Below are 15,499 nucleotides of genomic sequence, written 5' to 3' on the forward strand. Positions count from 1 at the left end.
GCTGTCGTGTGAGATGGGGGCGGGTCAGCCGATCAGGCGGGGCTTGCCCACCTCGGCGGCCGAGTCCGGCAGTCCGTGCTGCTTGAGGATCTCCACCATCCGGCCCGTGCTGTGGAGGTTGTTGATCGCCTCGTCCAGGGCGGTGCCCATCCCGGTGTTGTCCTTGGTGTAGGGCAGGGTTGTCTGTGCCGGCTGCACGGTCGCAGCCACCGCCGGGTCCGGCTTGACGGTGGTGACCTTGTACTTGGAGTCCTTGAAGTTGTACAGCGCGGTTCCGTAGGCGTCGACGCCCACGTCGAGGCGGCCGGCCTCGATGTCCTGCTTCAGCTCCACGCTGGAGGGGTAGACCTTCAGGTCCCCGCCCAGCATTTTCCTCATGTCGCTCACCCACATGTAGCCGTCGATGGTGCCCACCTGCTTGCCCTTGAGCTGCTCCATGGAGGTAATCCCTTCCTTGGAGATCACGCCCAGTTCGTCAAGGTACATGGGAGCGGACAGGTTGACGATCTCGGTGCGTGCCTTGGTGCGGTACCAGTCTCCGACGGTCAGATCGATGCGCTTGTTCTGCACGGAGGGGACGGCGGCGGTGTAGGCCACCGGCTGGTACTTCACCTCCAGGCAGTTGGCCTTGGCGAATTCGTTAACGATGTCCACGTCGACGCCGGTGGGTTTGCCGTCCTTGGTGTAGCTGAAGGGCGGGATTTCCGGCAGCCCGACGGTGAGGGTGCCCTTGGAGACCGTGGGGAAGGTGTGGGCGGGCTTGCAGTCCGCCGCCACCGTGCTCTCGGCGTTGCGGCTGCATGCACCGGCGGTGAGGGCCACCCCGCAGGCGAGGGCGGCGGCGGTGAGGGTGCGGAACATCTTGTTCATGGGAATCTCCTGAGTAGCGGAAGGAGTTGGTGGGAAGGGGGCGGCGCGGCATTACGCGGCGCGGGCCAGGTGCTTGGACATCCTTTTTTCGGTGACCTCCACGAGCCAGGATGCCGGGATGGTGATGACTGCGTAGAGAATGCCGGCCAGGGTCAGCACGCTGAGGTATTTGAAGGTCGAGGAACCAATCGAGTAGGCCTGGCTGAGCAGCTCGGGCACGGCGATGGTGAAGCACAGCGAGGTTGCCTGGAAGATGAGGATGGCGAACCCCATCAGGGCCGGCAGGGCGATGCGCAGTCCCTGGGGCACCACGACGAACCGGAGGGTGTCCAGGCGGGACACGCCCAGGACCTGGCAGGCCTCCGTCTCCCCGGCCGGTACGGCCTGGAGCCCGGCGCGGAGGATCTCGCTGGTGTAGGCGGCGGTAGTCAGGCCCAGGGCGCAGAAGGCGGCGACGAAGGAGGACATGGTGATTCCGGTGCTGGGCAGGCCGAAGTAGAACAGCTGCAGGACCACCAGGGCCGGGGCCCCGCGGCCGATTTCCACCACCGCCACGCAGGTGGTGCGGAGGACCGTGTTGCGCGAGGACGCCAGTACGGCCAGCAGCAGGCCCACGGGCAGGCCCAGTGCCAGGCTGAGGCCGGTGATCTGCAGGCTCAGCCACAATCCGTGCAGCAGGGTGGGGAGCCATTCTGCCCAGTCGGTGAGGACGTTCATCGGGACACCTTCTTTCGCAGGGAGGCGTCGAGCTTCCGGGACAGCAGGCCCAGGGGAATGCTCAGCACCACGTACATCACCGCGGCCAGAATGTAGACGGTCAGCCCCCCGCCGCCGGAGCGCGCGTTCTGGGTGGTGTAGAAGACGATCTCGGTCACCCCGATGGTGGAGGCGATCGAAGAGTCCTTGAGCAGGCTGATCGCGTAGGAAGCCATGGAGGGAATCGACACGCGCAGCGCTTGGGGGCCGACGATACGGGAGAATGTCGTCCAGTTGCTCACGCCCAGGGCGTGGCCTGCCTCCCACTGGCCGTGGTGGACGGCCGAGATGCCGCCGCGGTAGATCTCGGCCAGGTAGGCGGCCGAGATGAGCCCCAGTCCCAGGATGGCTGCCGGGACGGAGGCGAACTGGTAGGCTCCGATGCTGACGCCGAAGTAGATGATGAACAGCCACACGATCGCCGGGATGCCGCGCAGCAGGTTGACCAGGTAACGGCAGCCTGCCCGAACCGCAACATTGCGCGATCGCAGCCCGAGGACCAGGGGAACGCCCAGTACCGCGCCGATGGCCAGGGACGCGGCCATCACCAGCAGGGTCAGGGGCACGCCCACGAGCACCGCTTCAAGAGCGTCGAGAAATTGCATCGTCACCTCCCCAGAACGGCCCGCAGGAACAGCTTCGTGCGGTCGTGCACGGGCTCGGACAGGATCCGGCGGGGATCTCCGCGCTCGATAATCTGGCCGTCGGCCATGACCACCAGGGTGTCCGAGACATCCCGGGCGAAGCCCATCTCGTGGGTGACGATCATCATCGTCATGCCCTCGCGGGCCAACTCCTTCATCACCGCCAGGACCTCCAGCCCCACTTCCGGGTCCAGGGCCGAGGTGGGCTCGTCGAAGAGCATCACCTCCGGGTCCATCGCCAGGGCACGCGCAATCGCGATGCGCTGCTGCTGGCCGCCGGAGCAGCGGGCGGGATAGGAGCCGGCGAAGTCGGCAAGCCCAACACGGTCCAGCAGGGCCAGTGAGCGCTTGTTCGCCTCCTCCCGGCTGCGCTTGAGTACCCGCACCTGGGCGAAGGACACGTTGTCCAGAACGGTCATGTGCGGGAAGAGGTTGAAGTGCTGGAAGACCATGCCGGCCTTCCGGCGCAAGGCCTCCACCTCCCTGCGCGGAGCGTTCTGCCCCGCCTGGATGGTGTGTCCGGCCACCGTAATCTGCCCGCTGGTGGGCTCCTCAAGAAGGTTGATGCACCGCAGCAGGGTGCTTTTGCCGGCCCCGCTGGGCCCGATGATCGCCATGACCTCGCCCGGGGCGACGTCGAGGTCGATACCGCTGAAGATGGTGCGCTGGCCGTAGTTCTTGGAGACACCACGCAGGCTCACCATGTACTGCGGCCGAGGGGAAGCGTCCATGTTCCGTCCTGCCGTGTTTGTGGTTGGCGGGTGATGAGAGTGTGAGCTGGATCTCATGCAAAGAATCCTAACACCCGGGTGTAATACCTCACTACTATTTTGTGGAACTTTTTCCAAGACTGGAAGAGAGCGGTTTCCCGGCCTCCGCAGACCAAACCATCCGCCCTTGAACATCAAGGTCTTTGCCGGCATTGAACAGCCGCCCGGGGGCAGAACCGCGGGCGGTCGACTCGCGTTCGCCGATGGTCGGGTTGGCCGGTACCTGGATGACCGGGGTGGCGGCCAGGTGCAGCCACGGTCGTCAGTATCAGCGGTGGTGGGAGCAGGAGAAGCCGTAGACGGTGGTTCCGGCCAGCGTCGAGCCTTGGGGGTCTCCGGGTAGGCCCCACATGGCACAGGGGTCGAATGCAAGAGCCTCGGGTTCCGATCCCAGGATGAGACATCGTGGGCCATAGCCGTGACCGCCACGGCAATCAGCGGCCCGGCGGCCCGGAGGTGCCCCTTATAGCCGAGACTGGGGGCACATGCCGGCCAAACAGGCCCGGGCATACGGGATCCACCGGGCCTCGGGGGAGGCCGAGTGGGTGCCGGGCCACCGTCAGGCACAGCAGCTCTGCGTCCGTGAGCACCGGCCGGGGCCCGGGCCGGTGCTCACGCGAGACGCCGAGAGCGGGCAAGACCCGGCCCGCAGAAAAAAGGTACAGCGAAGTCGGGAAAGTGATCAGTTTTGATTCCACAAACCCGGCTTAACGCTCTCTGCCTCACGTCTGCAGTTCCGGCCGGCCTTTTCTGCGAAAGGAAGAGATCATCCAGGCGACATGGAGCGGGTGCTGGGATGCCTTTTGTGATGCCCGGCCTTCGGCCCGCGAATGGAACCCGGGACCGCCCAAATCACGAACGTCACCAGAAGGAAGGCGCGGCGCAACCCTGAGGGATTTGCCTCAGGGTTGCGCCGGTTCGCTCTGTCCGGCCCAGATGCCCCGGACGTGGCGCAGATGGGTGGCCATGATCGAGGCGGCCCGTTCGGGGTCGTGGTCCTCCATGGCGTCGAGGATCAGTTCATGTTCCTTCGTGGACTGCCGGAAGGAAATGGATCCGGCCATCTTGTCCAGGCCGAAGAGCCGGCTCTGGTCGCGCAGGGAGCCAACGATCTCGAGCAGTTTGGGATTGTCGAGGGCGGCGAGGATGGACAGATGGAATTCCCGGTCGGTATCCAGGAACCCCACCCATTCCCCGGCTTCGGCGAAAACCTGCGTCTTGCGGCTCAGGCTGCGAAGCGGGGCGAAGTCCTTGATGAGTCCCCGCTCGGTAATCTCGCGTACCGAGGAGACCTCGAGCATGGCCCGGATCTGGACGATGTCGTCCAGTTCCTTGCTGGAAGGCGTGCGCACCAGGAAGCCGCGGTTGCGCTTCATCTCGATCAAGCCCTCGCGGGCCAGGTCGTGCAGGGCTTCGCGCACCGGGGTGATCGAGACGTTGAGCCTTTCGGCGATCTCCCCGATGGAGTGCATGGAGCCTGGCTCAAGCCGCCCCGAGACGATCTGGGCCCGGATGATCCGTGCTGCCTGCTCGCGGTAACTCTGCCTGGCGACAGACTCTGCCGGGGCATCGTTCCAAGTCAACGGGAGGCTCACGATTTCCTTCTCTGCAGTCCGGGGTATGACACCCAGCATAACGTGTCGGCCGCTTCGAATCTTTCGGAATCAATCATTCCGAGCAAGTGTGCGCGCTGCACCGGCACCAGCGCGTGCCCGGAGGTGCCGGAGGGCCGGCATGGCAGGAACGCCGAGCCTCCGGAGGTGTGCTTCTACTGGAAAGTTGCCAACGGCTCCAGCTGGCTTTCGTCCACCTCGACGCCCAAACCTGCGCCTGTGGGCGCGCTTCCCCGGCCATTGGCGGATCGGGGCTGGTGCCCGGCGATGTGCTCCAGGTTCCAGTCGTTGAAGAAGGACACGTTGAAAAGGCTGTCAGGCCTGGTGCTGGCGGCCAGATGGCTCACCGCCGCAGACGTCAGATCGCCGCCCCAGGTGTCTTCCATCGAGACCTTGAGTCCGATGGTCTGCGCGGCGTTGCGGAGGAGTGCCGCCTGGGTCAATCCGCCGACCCGGCTCAGCTTGATGTTGATTGCCACAGCGCGTGCATCGTACTTGACCCGGTACAGGTCATCGAGAGTGGTGACGCACTCGTCCAGGATCATGGGAAGCTCCATGCTCTGTTTGACGATGATGTTGTCCTCCATCGAACGGCAGGGCTGTTCGATATAAACCGGGAGCCCCTTCATGGCGTCCGCGGCGGCGGTGGCGTCGGCCACGTCCCAGCCGCCGTTGGAATCGGCGATGATCCGCACCCTTCCACCAAAGGCTTCGGCCACGCTGCGTGCACGGGCGGCATCATCGAGGGGATCGTTGCCCACCTTCAGCTGGAAGCTGCGGATTCCGGCGTCGTAGCGCTGCTGGACGTACTTGACCATGTTCTCGGGGGTATCCAGGGATACCGCTTCGTAGAGGCCGAAGTCTTCGTTGAGGACTCCGCCGAGAAGGACCGACACCGGCTGGCCCGTAATGTGCCCGAGCACATCCCAGGCGGCAACGTCCACGGCGCTCTTCGCGGCCTGCTGGTCCAGCAGCAGATCGTCCATGACCTGGTGGTAGGCGGAGATGTTTGTGGCGTCCAGGCCGACGAGGGCCGGCCCGATCTCCTGAAGGGCCGCGCGGATCCCCTGGGCAAAGGCGGGAAGGTAGGTTCCGCCCAGCGGGGCCACTTCGCCCCATCCCTGGATGCCGGATTCGGTGGTCAGCCGGACGACAGTGGAGCTCTGGGTCTTCGCTCCCCGTCCGCCGGACATCATGTACTCGCCGTGCGCGTAGGTGAGCTCGTACTTGAAGAGGTCAACTCGGGTGATTTTCATGGAAACCCTTAGATGATCAAAGGCGACACCTGATACCTTACTGTTGCGTCTGGTGCATGGGAAGGGATTTCTGGAGCTGTTTGGTTGGCCGATGCGCGGAATCGACCCGTAGCGTTTGGTGCAGGGTCAAAGGGGTGCTGCATACAGCCATGGGACAGCACGTCTCCGGTGCGTGGGCATGAGCGAGCCCTGGAAGAGCTGTCTCCTGTCGTGGGGAAAGCCCTCCGGCGCCCACCATCCTGTAGCCGGGCAGTGGCTGCCTGTGTTCACTTTGAGCCCAATGGACACGGGGATCCGAAGCTGGCCGAGCATATGCGGAGTTTGTCTGATCATTCGCTGTCTCCTTGGAGTTCGGACTGGCTGAGGAGCCTCCCTAGCGCTCACGGTCGAGTTCATCGTGCGACCTGTGGCCCTATGCTGAGGGCAGCTTTCGGGCGAGGGGCATCCAGCCGGTCCCAGGCCGGAGGTTTCTCGAGTGCGGGCAGCCGCCTGCCGGGAGTTGCGAAAGGCAGCGGCCGGCTGCGCTCCTCCGGGAAGCCGGAAGGGTCAGCAGCGTGGCACAGGGAACGCCAGGGACGGAGGCTTAGGGGCCAGGCCGCATCTGGCCTGTGGGGAGGGCCGGGCGAGGCCGCTGACGTCTACCGACAGCGGCCTCGCCCGAGACCGGCCTGTTTTCAGATGGCCGCGTCCGAGAGGCGGTTCGGTGTGCCGAAGCGGTGAGCCGTGACGGAGACGGCCTGCTCGCGCAGGAAGGTCAGCAGCTCCACCCGCCCGGCGGCCACGACGTCGTTCGCGTAGACGGCCACGTCGGGCTTGCCGCCGGTGGCTTCCGCGGTTGCCGCCGCCGAGCCCCCGATCAGACGGATGCGCGCTCCGGAGTCCGGCCCGGTCTGGGCGGCGAGGCGGGCTGCCCGCGTGGCCCAGGCCGTATTGTCTTCGACGACGGGCGTCAGTCCTGCCTGGGTGAGGGCTTTGGCGATCTCGGCGGGGAGGCTGACTGCCGTGCTGAGCGCGGCTTCGCCGGGGACGGTGCCGTCCCAGGCGGTCAAGCCGGCAGCTGCAACGCGCAACAGCTCGGCCAGGCCATGACCGCTGGTGGGGGACTCGAAGCGGATCGTCACCGGCACGGACGCGTAGCGGAAGACGTTACGCTCGGCTTCGAGCCCGGAAACGTCGCGGGAGACACCGAATTCGTCGCCCCAGGCCTTGGCATCGGAGGCCAGTGCCTGCTCGAGCCAACCGGCGTCCGCAGCGGAGATCTCCGGCGTGTGGTGGGCTTGGGCGAGCAGCTGCCGGACAGGTCCGCTGACAGCCGAGGCGGGGACGGGCTTGCGGACCGGTGCGTCCTGCCAGGCGCCCAGACCGACGAGGTAGTTCGGGCCGCCGGCCTTGGTGCCGGCACCGACGGCGGACTTCTTCCAGCCGCCGAAGGGCTGGCGCCGGACGATGGCGCCGGTGATGCCGCGGTTAATGTAGAGGTTGCCGGCCTGCACGTTCTCCAGCCAGTACTGCAGCTCCGCCGGGTCCAGGGAGTGCAGGCCGGAGGTTAGGCCGTAGTCGATGTCGTTGACGATGCCGACCGCCTCCTCGAGGGTTTCGGCGGTCATGACGCCCAGGATGGGGCCGAAGTATTCGGTCTTGTGGTACTCGTTGCCTCGCTTGACGCCGGCGCGCACGCCCGGGCTCCACAGCTTCCCGGACTCGTCCAGCTGCTTCGGTTCGAGCACCCAGTGCTCGCCCTCGCCCAGGGTGGTCAGGCCGCGCAGCAGCTTGTGGGCCGCCGGTTCGATGACCGGGCCCATCTGGGTCTGCGGGTCCACCGGGTAGCCGACCTTCAGCGACTTCACCGCGTCGACGAGCTGGTGGTGGAAGCGCCGGGAGGTGGCCACGGAGCCGACCAGGATGACCAGCGAGGCGGCGGAGCATTTCTGCCCGGCGTGTCCGAAGGCCGACTGCACGACGTCGCGGGCGGCCAGGTCCAGGTCGGCGCTGGGGGTGACGATGATGGCGTTCTTGCCGCTGGTCTCGGCCAGCAGCGGCAGGTCCTTGCGGAAGGAACGGAACAGCTCCGCCGTCTCGTAACCGCCCGTGAGGATGACCCGGTCGACGGCCGGGTGGGAGACGAGCCGGCTGCCCAGCTCCCGCTCGGCGACCTGCACGTACTGCAGGATGCTGCGGTCGATGCCGGCCTCGTCGAAGGCCTCCCAGAGGGCTTCGACCATCACGGCGCCGCTGCGGCGGGCCTGCCGGGCCGGCTTGATCATGACGGCGGAGCCGGCGGCCAGGGCCGCCAGGGTGGAGCCGGCAGGGATGGCGACCGGGAAGTTCCACGGCGGGGTGACCACGGTCAGTTTCGAGGGGACGAACCTGGCGCCGTCGACGGCGTCGAGTTCCTTGGCCAGTTCGGCGTAGTAGTGGGCGAAGTCGATGGCCTCGGAGACCTCGGGGTCGCCCTGGTCCAGGGTCTTGCCGCACTCGGAGGCCATGACCTCCAGCAGTTCGGCCCGGCGGGCCTCCAGCCGGACACCGGCGCGGTGCAGCACGGCGGCGCGCTCGGCGCCGGTCAGCGCGCCCCAGTCAGTGCCCCGCTGCACGGCCGTGTCGATTACGGCATCCAGTTCGGCCTGGGTGTGCAGTTCGTGCGCGTCGGCGGTGGCCTGTCCGAGTTCGGAGGAGGGCACGCGTTCCAGGATGGCCCGGCCCCAGGCGCGGTTGGCCGGCAGGTCCGGGTCGGTGTCCGGGGTGTTCTCGAAGCTGGCCGTGGGGCCGCCGTAGCCGTTCGCGGCGGTCTGGCGGGAAAGTTCTGCCCTGCGGGCTTCTTCCTGCTGGGCGGCTTCGGGATCGAACAGGTTTCGGTTCTGGATCCTGTTGGGTCCCGGGACGTGGTCGGTGAGTGCGGCGAGGGAGGCCAGGAAGCGGTTCTTCTCGCGCTCGAAGAGCTCTTCGTTCTTGTCCAGCTCGAAGACGGCGGACATGAAGTTGTCCTGGCTGGCGCCTTCCTCGAGGCGGCGGATCAGGTAGGCGATGGCGACGTCGAACTCTTCCGGGTGCACCACCGGGGTGTAGAGCAGCAGCGAGCCGACGTCGCGCTTGACGGCCTCGGCCTGGCCGGTGGCCATGCCGAGGAGCATCTCGAAGTCGATTCCACTGGTGATCCCCCGAGCCTTGGCGAGGAGGTGGGCCAGGGCCAGATCGAAGAGGTTGTGGCCGGCGACCCCGATGCGAATATTCGAGATCCGCTTGGGCGTGAGCGCATAGTCGAGGACGGCCTTGTAGGAGGTGTCGGATTCCTGCTTGGTGCCCCAGGTGGCCAGCGGCCAGCCGTGCAGGTCGGCGTCGACGCGTTCCATGGGCAGGTTCGCGCCCTTGACCACGCGGACCTTGACTGGGGCCCCGCCGCCGGCGGTGCGGGCCGCTGCCCACTCCTGCAGCCGAATCATCGCCGAAAGGGCGTCCGGCAGGTAGGCCTGCAGCACGATGCCGGCCTCGAGGCGCTGGAACTCGGGCCGGTCCAGGAGGCGGGTGAAGACCGCAATGGTCAGGTCGAGGTCCTTGTATTCCTCCATGTCCAGGTTGATGAACTTGTGCGGGGTGCTGGAGGCGGCCAGCCGGTAAAGCGGGGCCAGCTTCTCCACGATGTGCCCGACGGCCTCGTCGAAGGCCCAGTGGTTGTGCGGAGCGACTGTGGAGGAGACCTTGATGGAGACGTAGTCGACGTCGTCGCGGGCCAGCAGGCGCCGGGTACCATCGAGGCGGCGGGTGGCCTCTCCCTCGCCGAGGATCGCCTCGCCGAGCAGGTTCACGTTCAGCCGGATGTCGTCCTTTTTGATCTTCGCAATGGAGCGTCCCAGCTTTGCGTCCGTGGCATCGACGATCAGGTGGCCGACCATCTCACGCAGCACCTTGCGGGCGGCCGGGATGACGACGCCCGGAATCACGGGCGCCAGTGTGCCGCCGAGCGCGACCGCGGACTTCATGTACCAGGGCAGGAAGGCCGGCACCTTCGGGGCCAGGGCCTTGAGGTTGCGGGCGGCAACGGAGAGATCCTCGGGGCGGACGACGCCGTCGACGAACCCGACCGTGAAATCCAGGCCGTTGGGGTCCTGCAGCACGCCGGCCAGCTGCGCGGCCGAGGCGTCGACGGGCACCTTCGCGCCCTCGGCAAGCCAGCGGCGGACCAGAGCCACGGCGTCATCGGCCAGATCCTGCGGCCGGACGATCTGTGCGCCGGCCTGGGTGGTGGGGGTGGTCACGGATGTACTCCTTGCTTGGGTAAAACACAAACAGCCAGCAACCCGGCAGGACTCGCCGGGGGCCGAGTGGCTCGAGGTGGATGAAGGCCGGTTTTGCCGACTTGATTTTCAGTATGAGACCAGGCCCAATTAAGGAAAAGCGATGTTTTCCGAAGGATAAAGTTCACCTTTCCCGAATGAAATCAGCAAAGGAAAGTTAGGTCCCATGCTTGATCTCCACCGGCTGCGCCTGCTGCGCGAACTGAGCATCCGCGGCACCATCGCCGAAGTAGCCGCAGCCCTGAGCTACAGTCCCTCCTCGGTATCCCAGCAGCTGTCCCTGCTCGAGCGCGAGGCCGGGGTCGAACTGCTGCGCAAGAGCGGACGGCGGCTGCAGCTGACGCCCCAGGCCCAGGCCCTGGCAGCGCACACCGGGGAGTTGCTCGAATCCCTCGAGCGCGCCGAAGCGGCACTGGCCGCTGCCCAGCCGGTGGTCTCCGGCACCGTGCGCCTGGCCGTTTTCCAGACCGCGGCGCTGGCCCTGATGCCGAACATGCTGCGCAGCATGCGCGAGAGCCATCCGCATGTGCGGGTGGAACTGGTCCAGCACGAGCCCGAGACTGCGCTGCACGAGACCTGGGCGCGGAACTTCGATCTGGTGGTCGCCGAGCAGTACCCCGGACACGCCGCCCCGCACCATGCCGGCCTGGACCGCGAGCCCCTGACCCGGGACGAAATCCGGCTGGCCGTGCCGGCGGACCTGGCCGACGCGCCGGAGGCGTTCCGCACGGTCCGCTCGCTGCAGGACGCCGCAGGACTGCCGTGGGTGATGGAACCGCACGGGGCGGCGTCGAGGCACTGGGCCGAACAGGCCTGCCGCTCGGCCGGCTTCGAGCCCGACGTCCGCTTCGAGACCCCGGACCTGCAGGCCCACGTGCGCCTGGTCGAATCAGGCAACGCCGTGGCCCTGCTGCCGCAGCTGGTCTGGGCACATCGGCAGCAGGCCGCCCGACTGCTGGACCTGCCGTCCCGCCCGCAGCGAACCATCTTCACCGCCATGCGCCGCTCCAGCTCCAGGCACCCTGCCATCGCTGCAGTCCGGCAGGCGCTGGCGGCCGAAGCCGCGGCGCTCGAGGCCGCCGCCCGGTAACTGGGCAGGATACGCTCCTCTCCGCCCCGGGCCTCCGGAGAACGCGCACATCGGGGGCGGCCAAAGGAGTCCACTGGTTTGGAGCAGGCAGAAGCGATCCAGCTCGTCCTGAGCCCGACGCCAGCCTGTCCTGTTCTCAGATCCTTCGCCTTTTTCGAAGGATAACCATCGGAAACATTTACTTTTGCTGATGTCCCCTCAGGGCGCATGGTGGTGACACCAACTCTTCGGCCCCGAACCTTATTGGAGGCGACATGATCCGCGACCTGGTCTCCCGTCTACCCGGCACCGGTGCTGCAGCTCCTGCGGAGGCATGCAGCGACACGTGTGACTACTGCCAGGGGCCGGAAACGGACTGAAGCCAGATCCCGACCGCCAAGCACCCCCCACAGGCCGGCCCCACACTGACAGGAAAACAATGATGTTCCCTCGTCCTGCGCCCAATCCCTACCCCGTCCTCGCGTTGTCTGCCATCGGATCCGACCTCTTCACCCTGCCTGCGCCCGGGCCTTGCCAGGCGGCCACCCCCGAGTACGACTGCCCCTTCTGCTCCGGTCCTGAGACCGACTGAGCACACGTCCCGGCCGACTCCCAGTCCCTCCCTGCAAGACCGTTCCGTCCCATTCCCAGTAAGGACCGCAGATGACCACCAACGTTCCGCTCCTTCAAGAGACCGGCAGCACCGCCCGCGACGAGGGACCACTGGCTGATGCCCAGGCGCAGCTGGCCGCCGCCGTGGCCACCTTGGGTTACGAGCCGGGCCTCCACGAGCTGCTGGCCCGACCCCGCCGGGAGATGACGGTGAGCATCCCGCTGCGCCGCGACGATGGATCCGTGGAGGTGCTGACCGGCCACCGGGTGCAGCACAACTTCTCCCGCGGACCGGCCAAGGGCGGAGTACGCTACTCGCCCCGGGTCTCCCTCGACGAGGTGCGCGCCTTGGCAATGTGGATGACTTGGAAGTGCGCCCTGCTCGACGTGCCCTACGGCGGGGCCAAGGGCGGAATCACCGTGGACCCCCGCCGCTACACCCGGCCCGAGATCGAGCGCCTGACCCGCCGCTACACCTCAGAGATCCTGCCGATCATCGGCCCCGACAAGGACGTCCCCGCCCCGGACATCGGCACCGATGAGCAGACCATGGCCTGGATGATGGACACCTACTCGGTCTCGTCCGGCTACACCGTGCCCGGGGTGGTCACTGGCAAGCCGGTAGCCCTGGGCGGGTCCCTGGGGCGGGCCTCGGCCACCTCGGCCGGTGTCGTCCACATCGCCCTGGCCGCCCTGGAGCATCGCGGCATCACCGCCACCCGGTCCACCGCGGCAGTGCAGGGCTTCGGCAAAGTCGGCGCCGACGCCGCCCTGTTCCTCGCCGAGGCAGGGGTCAGGGTGGTCGCGGTCTCCGACCAGTACGGGGCGGTGCATCAGCAGGACGGCCTCAACATCCACACCCTCCAGCAGCACGCGGCCGCCACCGGTTCCGTCGTCGGCTTCCCCGGGGCTGAGGCCATCTCGGGGGAGGAGTTGCTGACCCTGGACGTCGATCTGCTCGTGCCAGCCGCGGTGGAGGGGGTGCTGACCGGGGCCAACTCCCGCGACGTCCGCGCCCGAGTCATCGTCGAGGGCGCCAACGGCCCGACCACGGCCGAGGCCGACCGGATCCTCGCCGACCGCGACGTACTGGTGGTCCCGGACATCCTGGCCAACGCCGGCGGGGTAATCGTCTCCTACTTCGAGTGGGTGCAGTCCAACCAGGCCTACTGGTGGTCCCGCCAGGAGGTCGACGACCGCCTCGCGCGGCGAATGCACACGGCCTGGCACCACCTGCTGGATGCGGCCGCCGCCCGGGGACTGACCCTGCGCGAGGCTGCCACCGTCACCGCCGTCGAACGCGTGGCCGACGCCCACCGTACCCGCGGCCTCTACCCCTGAACAGCGGCCCGCCTGAAGGGACGATCCGGTTCGGCACTTCTCCACCGCCCCTCCGTTATGTCCCGGGGCACGGCCTTACTCCCAGTAAGAGATGGAAGGTAAGAGATGATCAAGCCCATAGAAACCTGTGACTACCACACGGCCGGGGAGCCTTTCCGGATCGTGGAGAACCCCCCGCTGGAGTTTGCCGGCAGCACGGTTGCCGAACGTCGCGTGAATGCCATCGGCGACGAGGCCGTCGAGCATCTGCGGCAGGTGCTCTGCTACGAGCCGCGCGGCCATGCAGACATGTACGGCGGATTTATCACGCCGCCGGATGATGAGGGCGCATCCTTCGGCGTGCTGTTTTGGCACAAGGATGGGTTCTCCACGGCGTGCGGGCACGGAACAATCGCCCTGGGCGTCTGGGCCCTGCAGACCGGGCGCGTCGGCATGGATCCGCGGGGGACAACCGATGTCACCATCGATGTTCCCTCCGGCCGGGTGACCGCGCGGGTGCATACGACCGGCCGCAAAGTCACGTCGGTCGACTTCATCAACGTTCCGAGCTATGTGCTCGCCGAAAACATCGTGGTTCCCACCTCGCGGGGGGACGTGACGGTCGATGTCAGTTTCGGCGGGGCGATTTATGCCCAGCTGAACGCGGCGAGCGTCGGCCTTTCGGTTGAGCCATCCAACATCACCGAGCTGATCTCCATCGGCCGGGAGATCAAGTGGAAGCTCAATGATTCCGCGTACGCCGAGCACCCGGTTGACCCGCGGTTGAGCGGAATTTACGGAACGATCATTTTCGAGGAGCTGGAACCGGACGAACAGGGGAACGTGTGCCAGCGCAACGTGACCATCTTCGCTGACGGCGAGGTCGACCGCTCGCCGTGCGGCTCGGGCACGGCCACCCGGGTGGCAACACTGGAGGCCAAGGGGCAGCTGGGCGAGGGCAGGGCCCTCATCCACCACTCCATTGTCGGATCAACCTTTCAGGCATGCGTCAGGGAACGCCTGAGCGTGGAAGGGCGCCCGGCTGTCATCGCCCAGGTGACGGGAATGGCATTCAAGACCGGAGAACACCGCTTCGAAGTGGACCCGGATGACCCCCTGGTTCCCGGATTCGTGCTGCGATAGGCCCCTGCCTCAGGATGGATGGCCAAACCCCGTGGCCTCGGATGGCGTTGGCTCGGGGACGCCGTAGGCCCCCTGTTTCCCGTGCGGAAAGGAAACGGGGTTCGGGTAGTGGCAAGCGGCCACATTATTTTTGGTGCGTTACTTCTTCAAGGTCGCCTCGATGATCTCGAGGATGAAGGGCGCGATGACGGTCCGGGAGATTCGGAGGTCTGCCAGGAGGGTGCCGCGGGCCCCGGCCTGGACCCAGTCCTCGACGGCGTCGAGGTCTTCCAGGGTCTCGGCCACGATGCCGGTAGCCCCGAATCCTTCGGCGAGTTTGCTGAAGTCGGCGGCCGGAAGCTTCGTTGACAGGCACAGGGCCCGGGCGTCTACTTGAAGCGGCGCCGGCCCAAGCGGGTGCCGTGCCAGGGAGCGGCCCGACCGCGCTTCGCCAGGGCCGCCTGATGAAGGGAGGCCACCATGGGAGAGGCGCGCGAGGTACTGGACCGCATGACCGCGGCCACGATGTCAAACGATACGGCGGCCCTGGAGGCGTGCTATGCCGAGGACGCGGTCGCAGTCACCCCGGACCGGGGCGAAATTACCGGGCGCGAAGCCATCATCAGCTTCCTGTCGCAGTGGGGGCAGGCATTCCCGGACTCGGCCTTCGAATACCTGGAAAGGTACGAGGCCGGAAACGTTGCGATTGATGAGGGGTTCATCAACGCCACGAACACGGGGCAGCTGCAGATGCCCACCGGTGAGAGCGCGCCGCCGACGGGGAGGCCGGTCAGGCACAGGGTCTGCGGCGTTGCCCGCGTCGAGAACGGACTGATCACTTCACATCACTTTTACTGGGACCAGCTGGATCTCCTGGATCAGCTGGGCCTGCTCCCGGCACCGGATCCCAAGACCCTCTAGCCGGCCCTGACAGCCAACAGCTCGTCCCACTCGCTGGTGCAGCGGGGCGACCGGTGCCGGCGGGCCATGGTCCAGTGCGGCTTCACCGCGATCCCGGCCCCGTGCTCGCCCCATGTCTTCCGTGACAAATCCCCCTCATGGCGCATGCAACGGCCGGACCCGGCACGGGTAACGCCGTGCCCTGCCCTGGGGGTCTTTATCCTTCAGGGCAGGGCACCGGGTTTTGCCCGGATCCCGTGAGCAAAGGCGCAATC

13 protein-coding genes are annotated in these 15,499 nt (G+C 66.9%); 4 read left to right on the top strand and 9 right to left on the bottom strand.

Annotated features, from left to right (window positions below; genetic code table 11):
* Positions 1-24: 24 nt before the first annotated feature.
* From ACFQ36_RS00560 to ACFQ36_RS00590, 7 genes are all read right to left on the bottom strand, one after another.
* Positions 25-870, bottom strand: coding sequence for a substrate-binding periplasmic protein (locus ACFQ36_RS00560; RefSeq protein ID WP_377009513.1), 846 nt, complete (start codon positions 868-870; stop codon positions 25-27).
* Between the two features lie 51 nt (positions 871-921).
* Positions 922-1,587: an amino acid ABC transporter permease gene (locus ACFQ36_RS00565; protein ID WP_377009515.1), complete on the bottom strand. Its 666-nt coding sequence runs from the start codon at positions 1,585-1,587 to the stop codon at positions 922-924.
* Entirely contained in the window at positions 1,584-2,231 is a 648-nt protein-coding gene (locus ACFQ36_RS00570) for an amino acid ABC transporter permease (RefSeq protein WP_377009517.1), read from the bottom strand. The genes ACFQ36_RS00565 and ACFQ36_RS00570 overlap by 4 nt, the downstream gene beginning before the upstream one ends.
* Positions 2,232-2,233: 2 nt before the next feature.
* Positions 2,234-3,001: an amino acid ABC transporter ATP-binding protein gene (locus tag ACFQ36_RS00575; protein WP_377009519.1), complete on the bottom strand. Its 768-nt coding sequence runs from the start codon at positions 2,999-3,001 to the stop codon at positions 2,234-2,236.
* A gap of 941 nt (positions 3,002-3,942) precedes the next feature.
* Positions 3,943-4,635: a GntR family transcriptional regulator gene (locus tag ACFQ36_RS00580; protein ID WP_377009521.1), complete on the bottom strand. Its 693-nt coding sequence runs from the start codon at positions 4,633-4,635 to the stop codon at positions 3,943-3,945.
* 173 nt (positions 4,636-4,808) lie between these two features.
* On the bottom strand, positions 4,809-5,909 hold the full coding sequence (locus ACFQ36_RS00585; protein WP_377009523.1) for a mandelate racemase/muconate lactonizing enzyme family protein: 1,101 nt from the start codon (positions 5,907-5,909) through the stop codon (positions 4,809-4,811).
* Between the two features lie 674 nt (positions 5,910-6,583).
* On the bottom strand, positions 6,584-10,162 hold the full coding sequence (locus tag ACFQ36_RS00590) for a bifunctional proline dehydrogenase/L-glutamate gamma-semialdehyde dehydrogenase (RefSeq protein WP_377009524.1): 3,579 nt from the start codon (positions 10,160-10,162) through the stop codon (positions 6,584-6,586).
* Between the two features lie 205 nt (positions 10,163-10,367).
* On the opposite strand from ACFQ36_RS00590, the gene ACFQ36_RS00595 reads away from it, so the two are divergent.
* The 3 genes from ACFQ36_RS00595 (at position 10,368) to ACFQ36_RS00605 (ending at position 14,345) form a co-directional block, all read left to right on the top strand.
* Positions 10,368-11,291: a LysR family transcriptional regulator gene (locus ACFQ36_RS00595; RefSeq protein ID WP_377009525.1), complete on the top strand. Its 924-nt coding sequence runs from the start codon at positions 10,368-10,370 to the stop codon at positions 11,289-11,291.
* A gap of 642 nt (positions 11,292-11,933) precedes the next feature.
* Positions 11,934-13,223 carry a Glu/Leu/Phe/Val dehydrogenase gene (locus ACFQ36_RS00600; protein WP_377009527.1) on the top strand — a complete coding sequence of 430 codons (1,290 nt, stop codon included), beginning with the start codon at positions 11,934-11,936 and terminating at the stop codon, positions 13,221-13,223.
* Between the two features lie 105 nt (positions 13,224-13,328).
* Positions 13,329-14,345 carry a proline racemase family protein gene (locus ACFQ36_RS00605; protein ID WP_377009529.1) on the top strand — a complete coding sequence of 339 codons (1,017 nt, stop codon included), beginning with the start codon at positions 13,329-13,331 and terminating at the stop codon, positions 14,343-14,345.
* A 138-nt stretch (positions 14,346-14,483) separates the two neighbouring features.
* On the opposite strand, the gene ACFQ36_RS00610 is transcribed toward ACFQ36_RS00605, so the two are convergent.
* Positions 14,484-14,630, bottom strand: a complete 147-nt coding sequence (locus ACFQ36_RS00610) for a hypothetical protein (protein WP_377009531.1) — start codon at positions 14,628-14,630, stop codon at positions 14,484-14,486.
* 174 nt (positions 14,631-14,804) lie between these two features.
* Between ACFQ36_RS00610 and ACFQ36_RS00615 the strand changes: the two genes are divergently transcribed.
* Positions 14,805-15,245 carry a nuclear transport factor 2 family protein gene (locus tag ACFQ36_RS00615; protein WP_377009533.1) on the top strand — a complete coding sequence of 147 codons (441 nt, stop codon included), beginning with the start codon at positions 14,805-14,807 and terminating at the stop codon, positions 15,243-15,245.
* Here ACFQ36_RS00615 and ACFQ36_RS00620 read toward each other — a convergent pair.
* The gene (locus ACFQ36_RS00620) at positions 15,242-15,373 is read right to left on the bottom strand and encodes a DUF4113 domain-containing protein (protein ID WP_377009535.1); all 132 of its coding nucleotides are present in this window, start codon (positions 15,371-15,373) and stop codon (positions 15,242-15,244) included. The genes ACFQ36_RS00615 and ACFQ36_RS00620 overlap by 4 nt on opposite strands.
* Positions 15,374-15,499: the final 126 nt, after the last annotated feature.

The sequence above is a fragment of the Arthrobacter sp. GCM10027362 genome (assembly GCF_042679445.1).
Classification (GTDB): domain Bacteria; phylum Actinomycetota; class Actinomycetes; order Actinomycetales; family Micrococcaceae; genus Crystallibacter.

Bases quoted from the DNA above. Each gene is read 5' to 3' on its own strand.
- ACFQ36_RS00600 (WP_377009527.1), top strand. From the start codon at position 11,934: ATGACCACCAACGTTCCGCTCCTTCAAGAGACCGGCAGCACCGCCCGC.
- ACFQ36_RS00595 (WP_377009525.1), top strand. From the start codon at position 10,368: ATGCTTGATCTCCACCGGCTGCGCCTGCTGCGCGAACTGAGCATCCGC.
- ACFQ36_RS00570 (WP_377009517.1), bottom strand. From the start codon at position 2,231: ATGCAATTTCTCGACGCTCTTGAAGCGGTGCTCGTGGGCGTGCCCCTG.
- ACFQ36_RS00560 (WP_377009513.1), bottom strand. From the start codon at position 870: ATGAACAAGATGTTCCGCACCCTCACCGCCGCCGCCCTCGCCTGCGGG.
- ACFQ36_RS00605 (WP_377009529.1), top strand. From the start codon at position 13,329: ATGATCAAGCCCATAGAAACCTGTGACTACCACACGGCCGGGGAGCCT.
- ACFQ36_RS00575 (WP_377009519.1), bottom strand. From the start codon at position 3,001: ATGGACGCTTCCCCTCGGCCGCAGTACATGGTGAGCCTGCGTGGTGTC.
- ACFQ36_RS00565 (WP_377009515.1), bottom strand. From the start codon at position 1,587: ATGAACGTCCTCACCGACTGGGCAGAATGGCTCCCCACCCTGCTGCAC.
- ACFQ36_RS00615 (WP_377009533.1), top strand. From the start codon at position 14,805: ATGGGAGAGGCGCGCGAGGTACTGGACCGCATGACCGCGGCCACGATG.
- ACFQ36_RS00585 (WP_377009523.1), bottom strand. From the start codon at position 5,909: ATGAAAATCACCCGAGTTGACCTCTTCAAGTACGAGCTCACCTACGCG.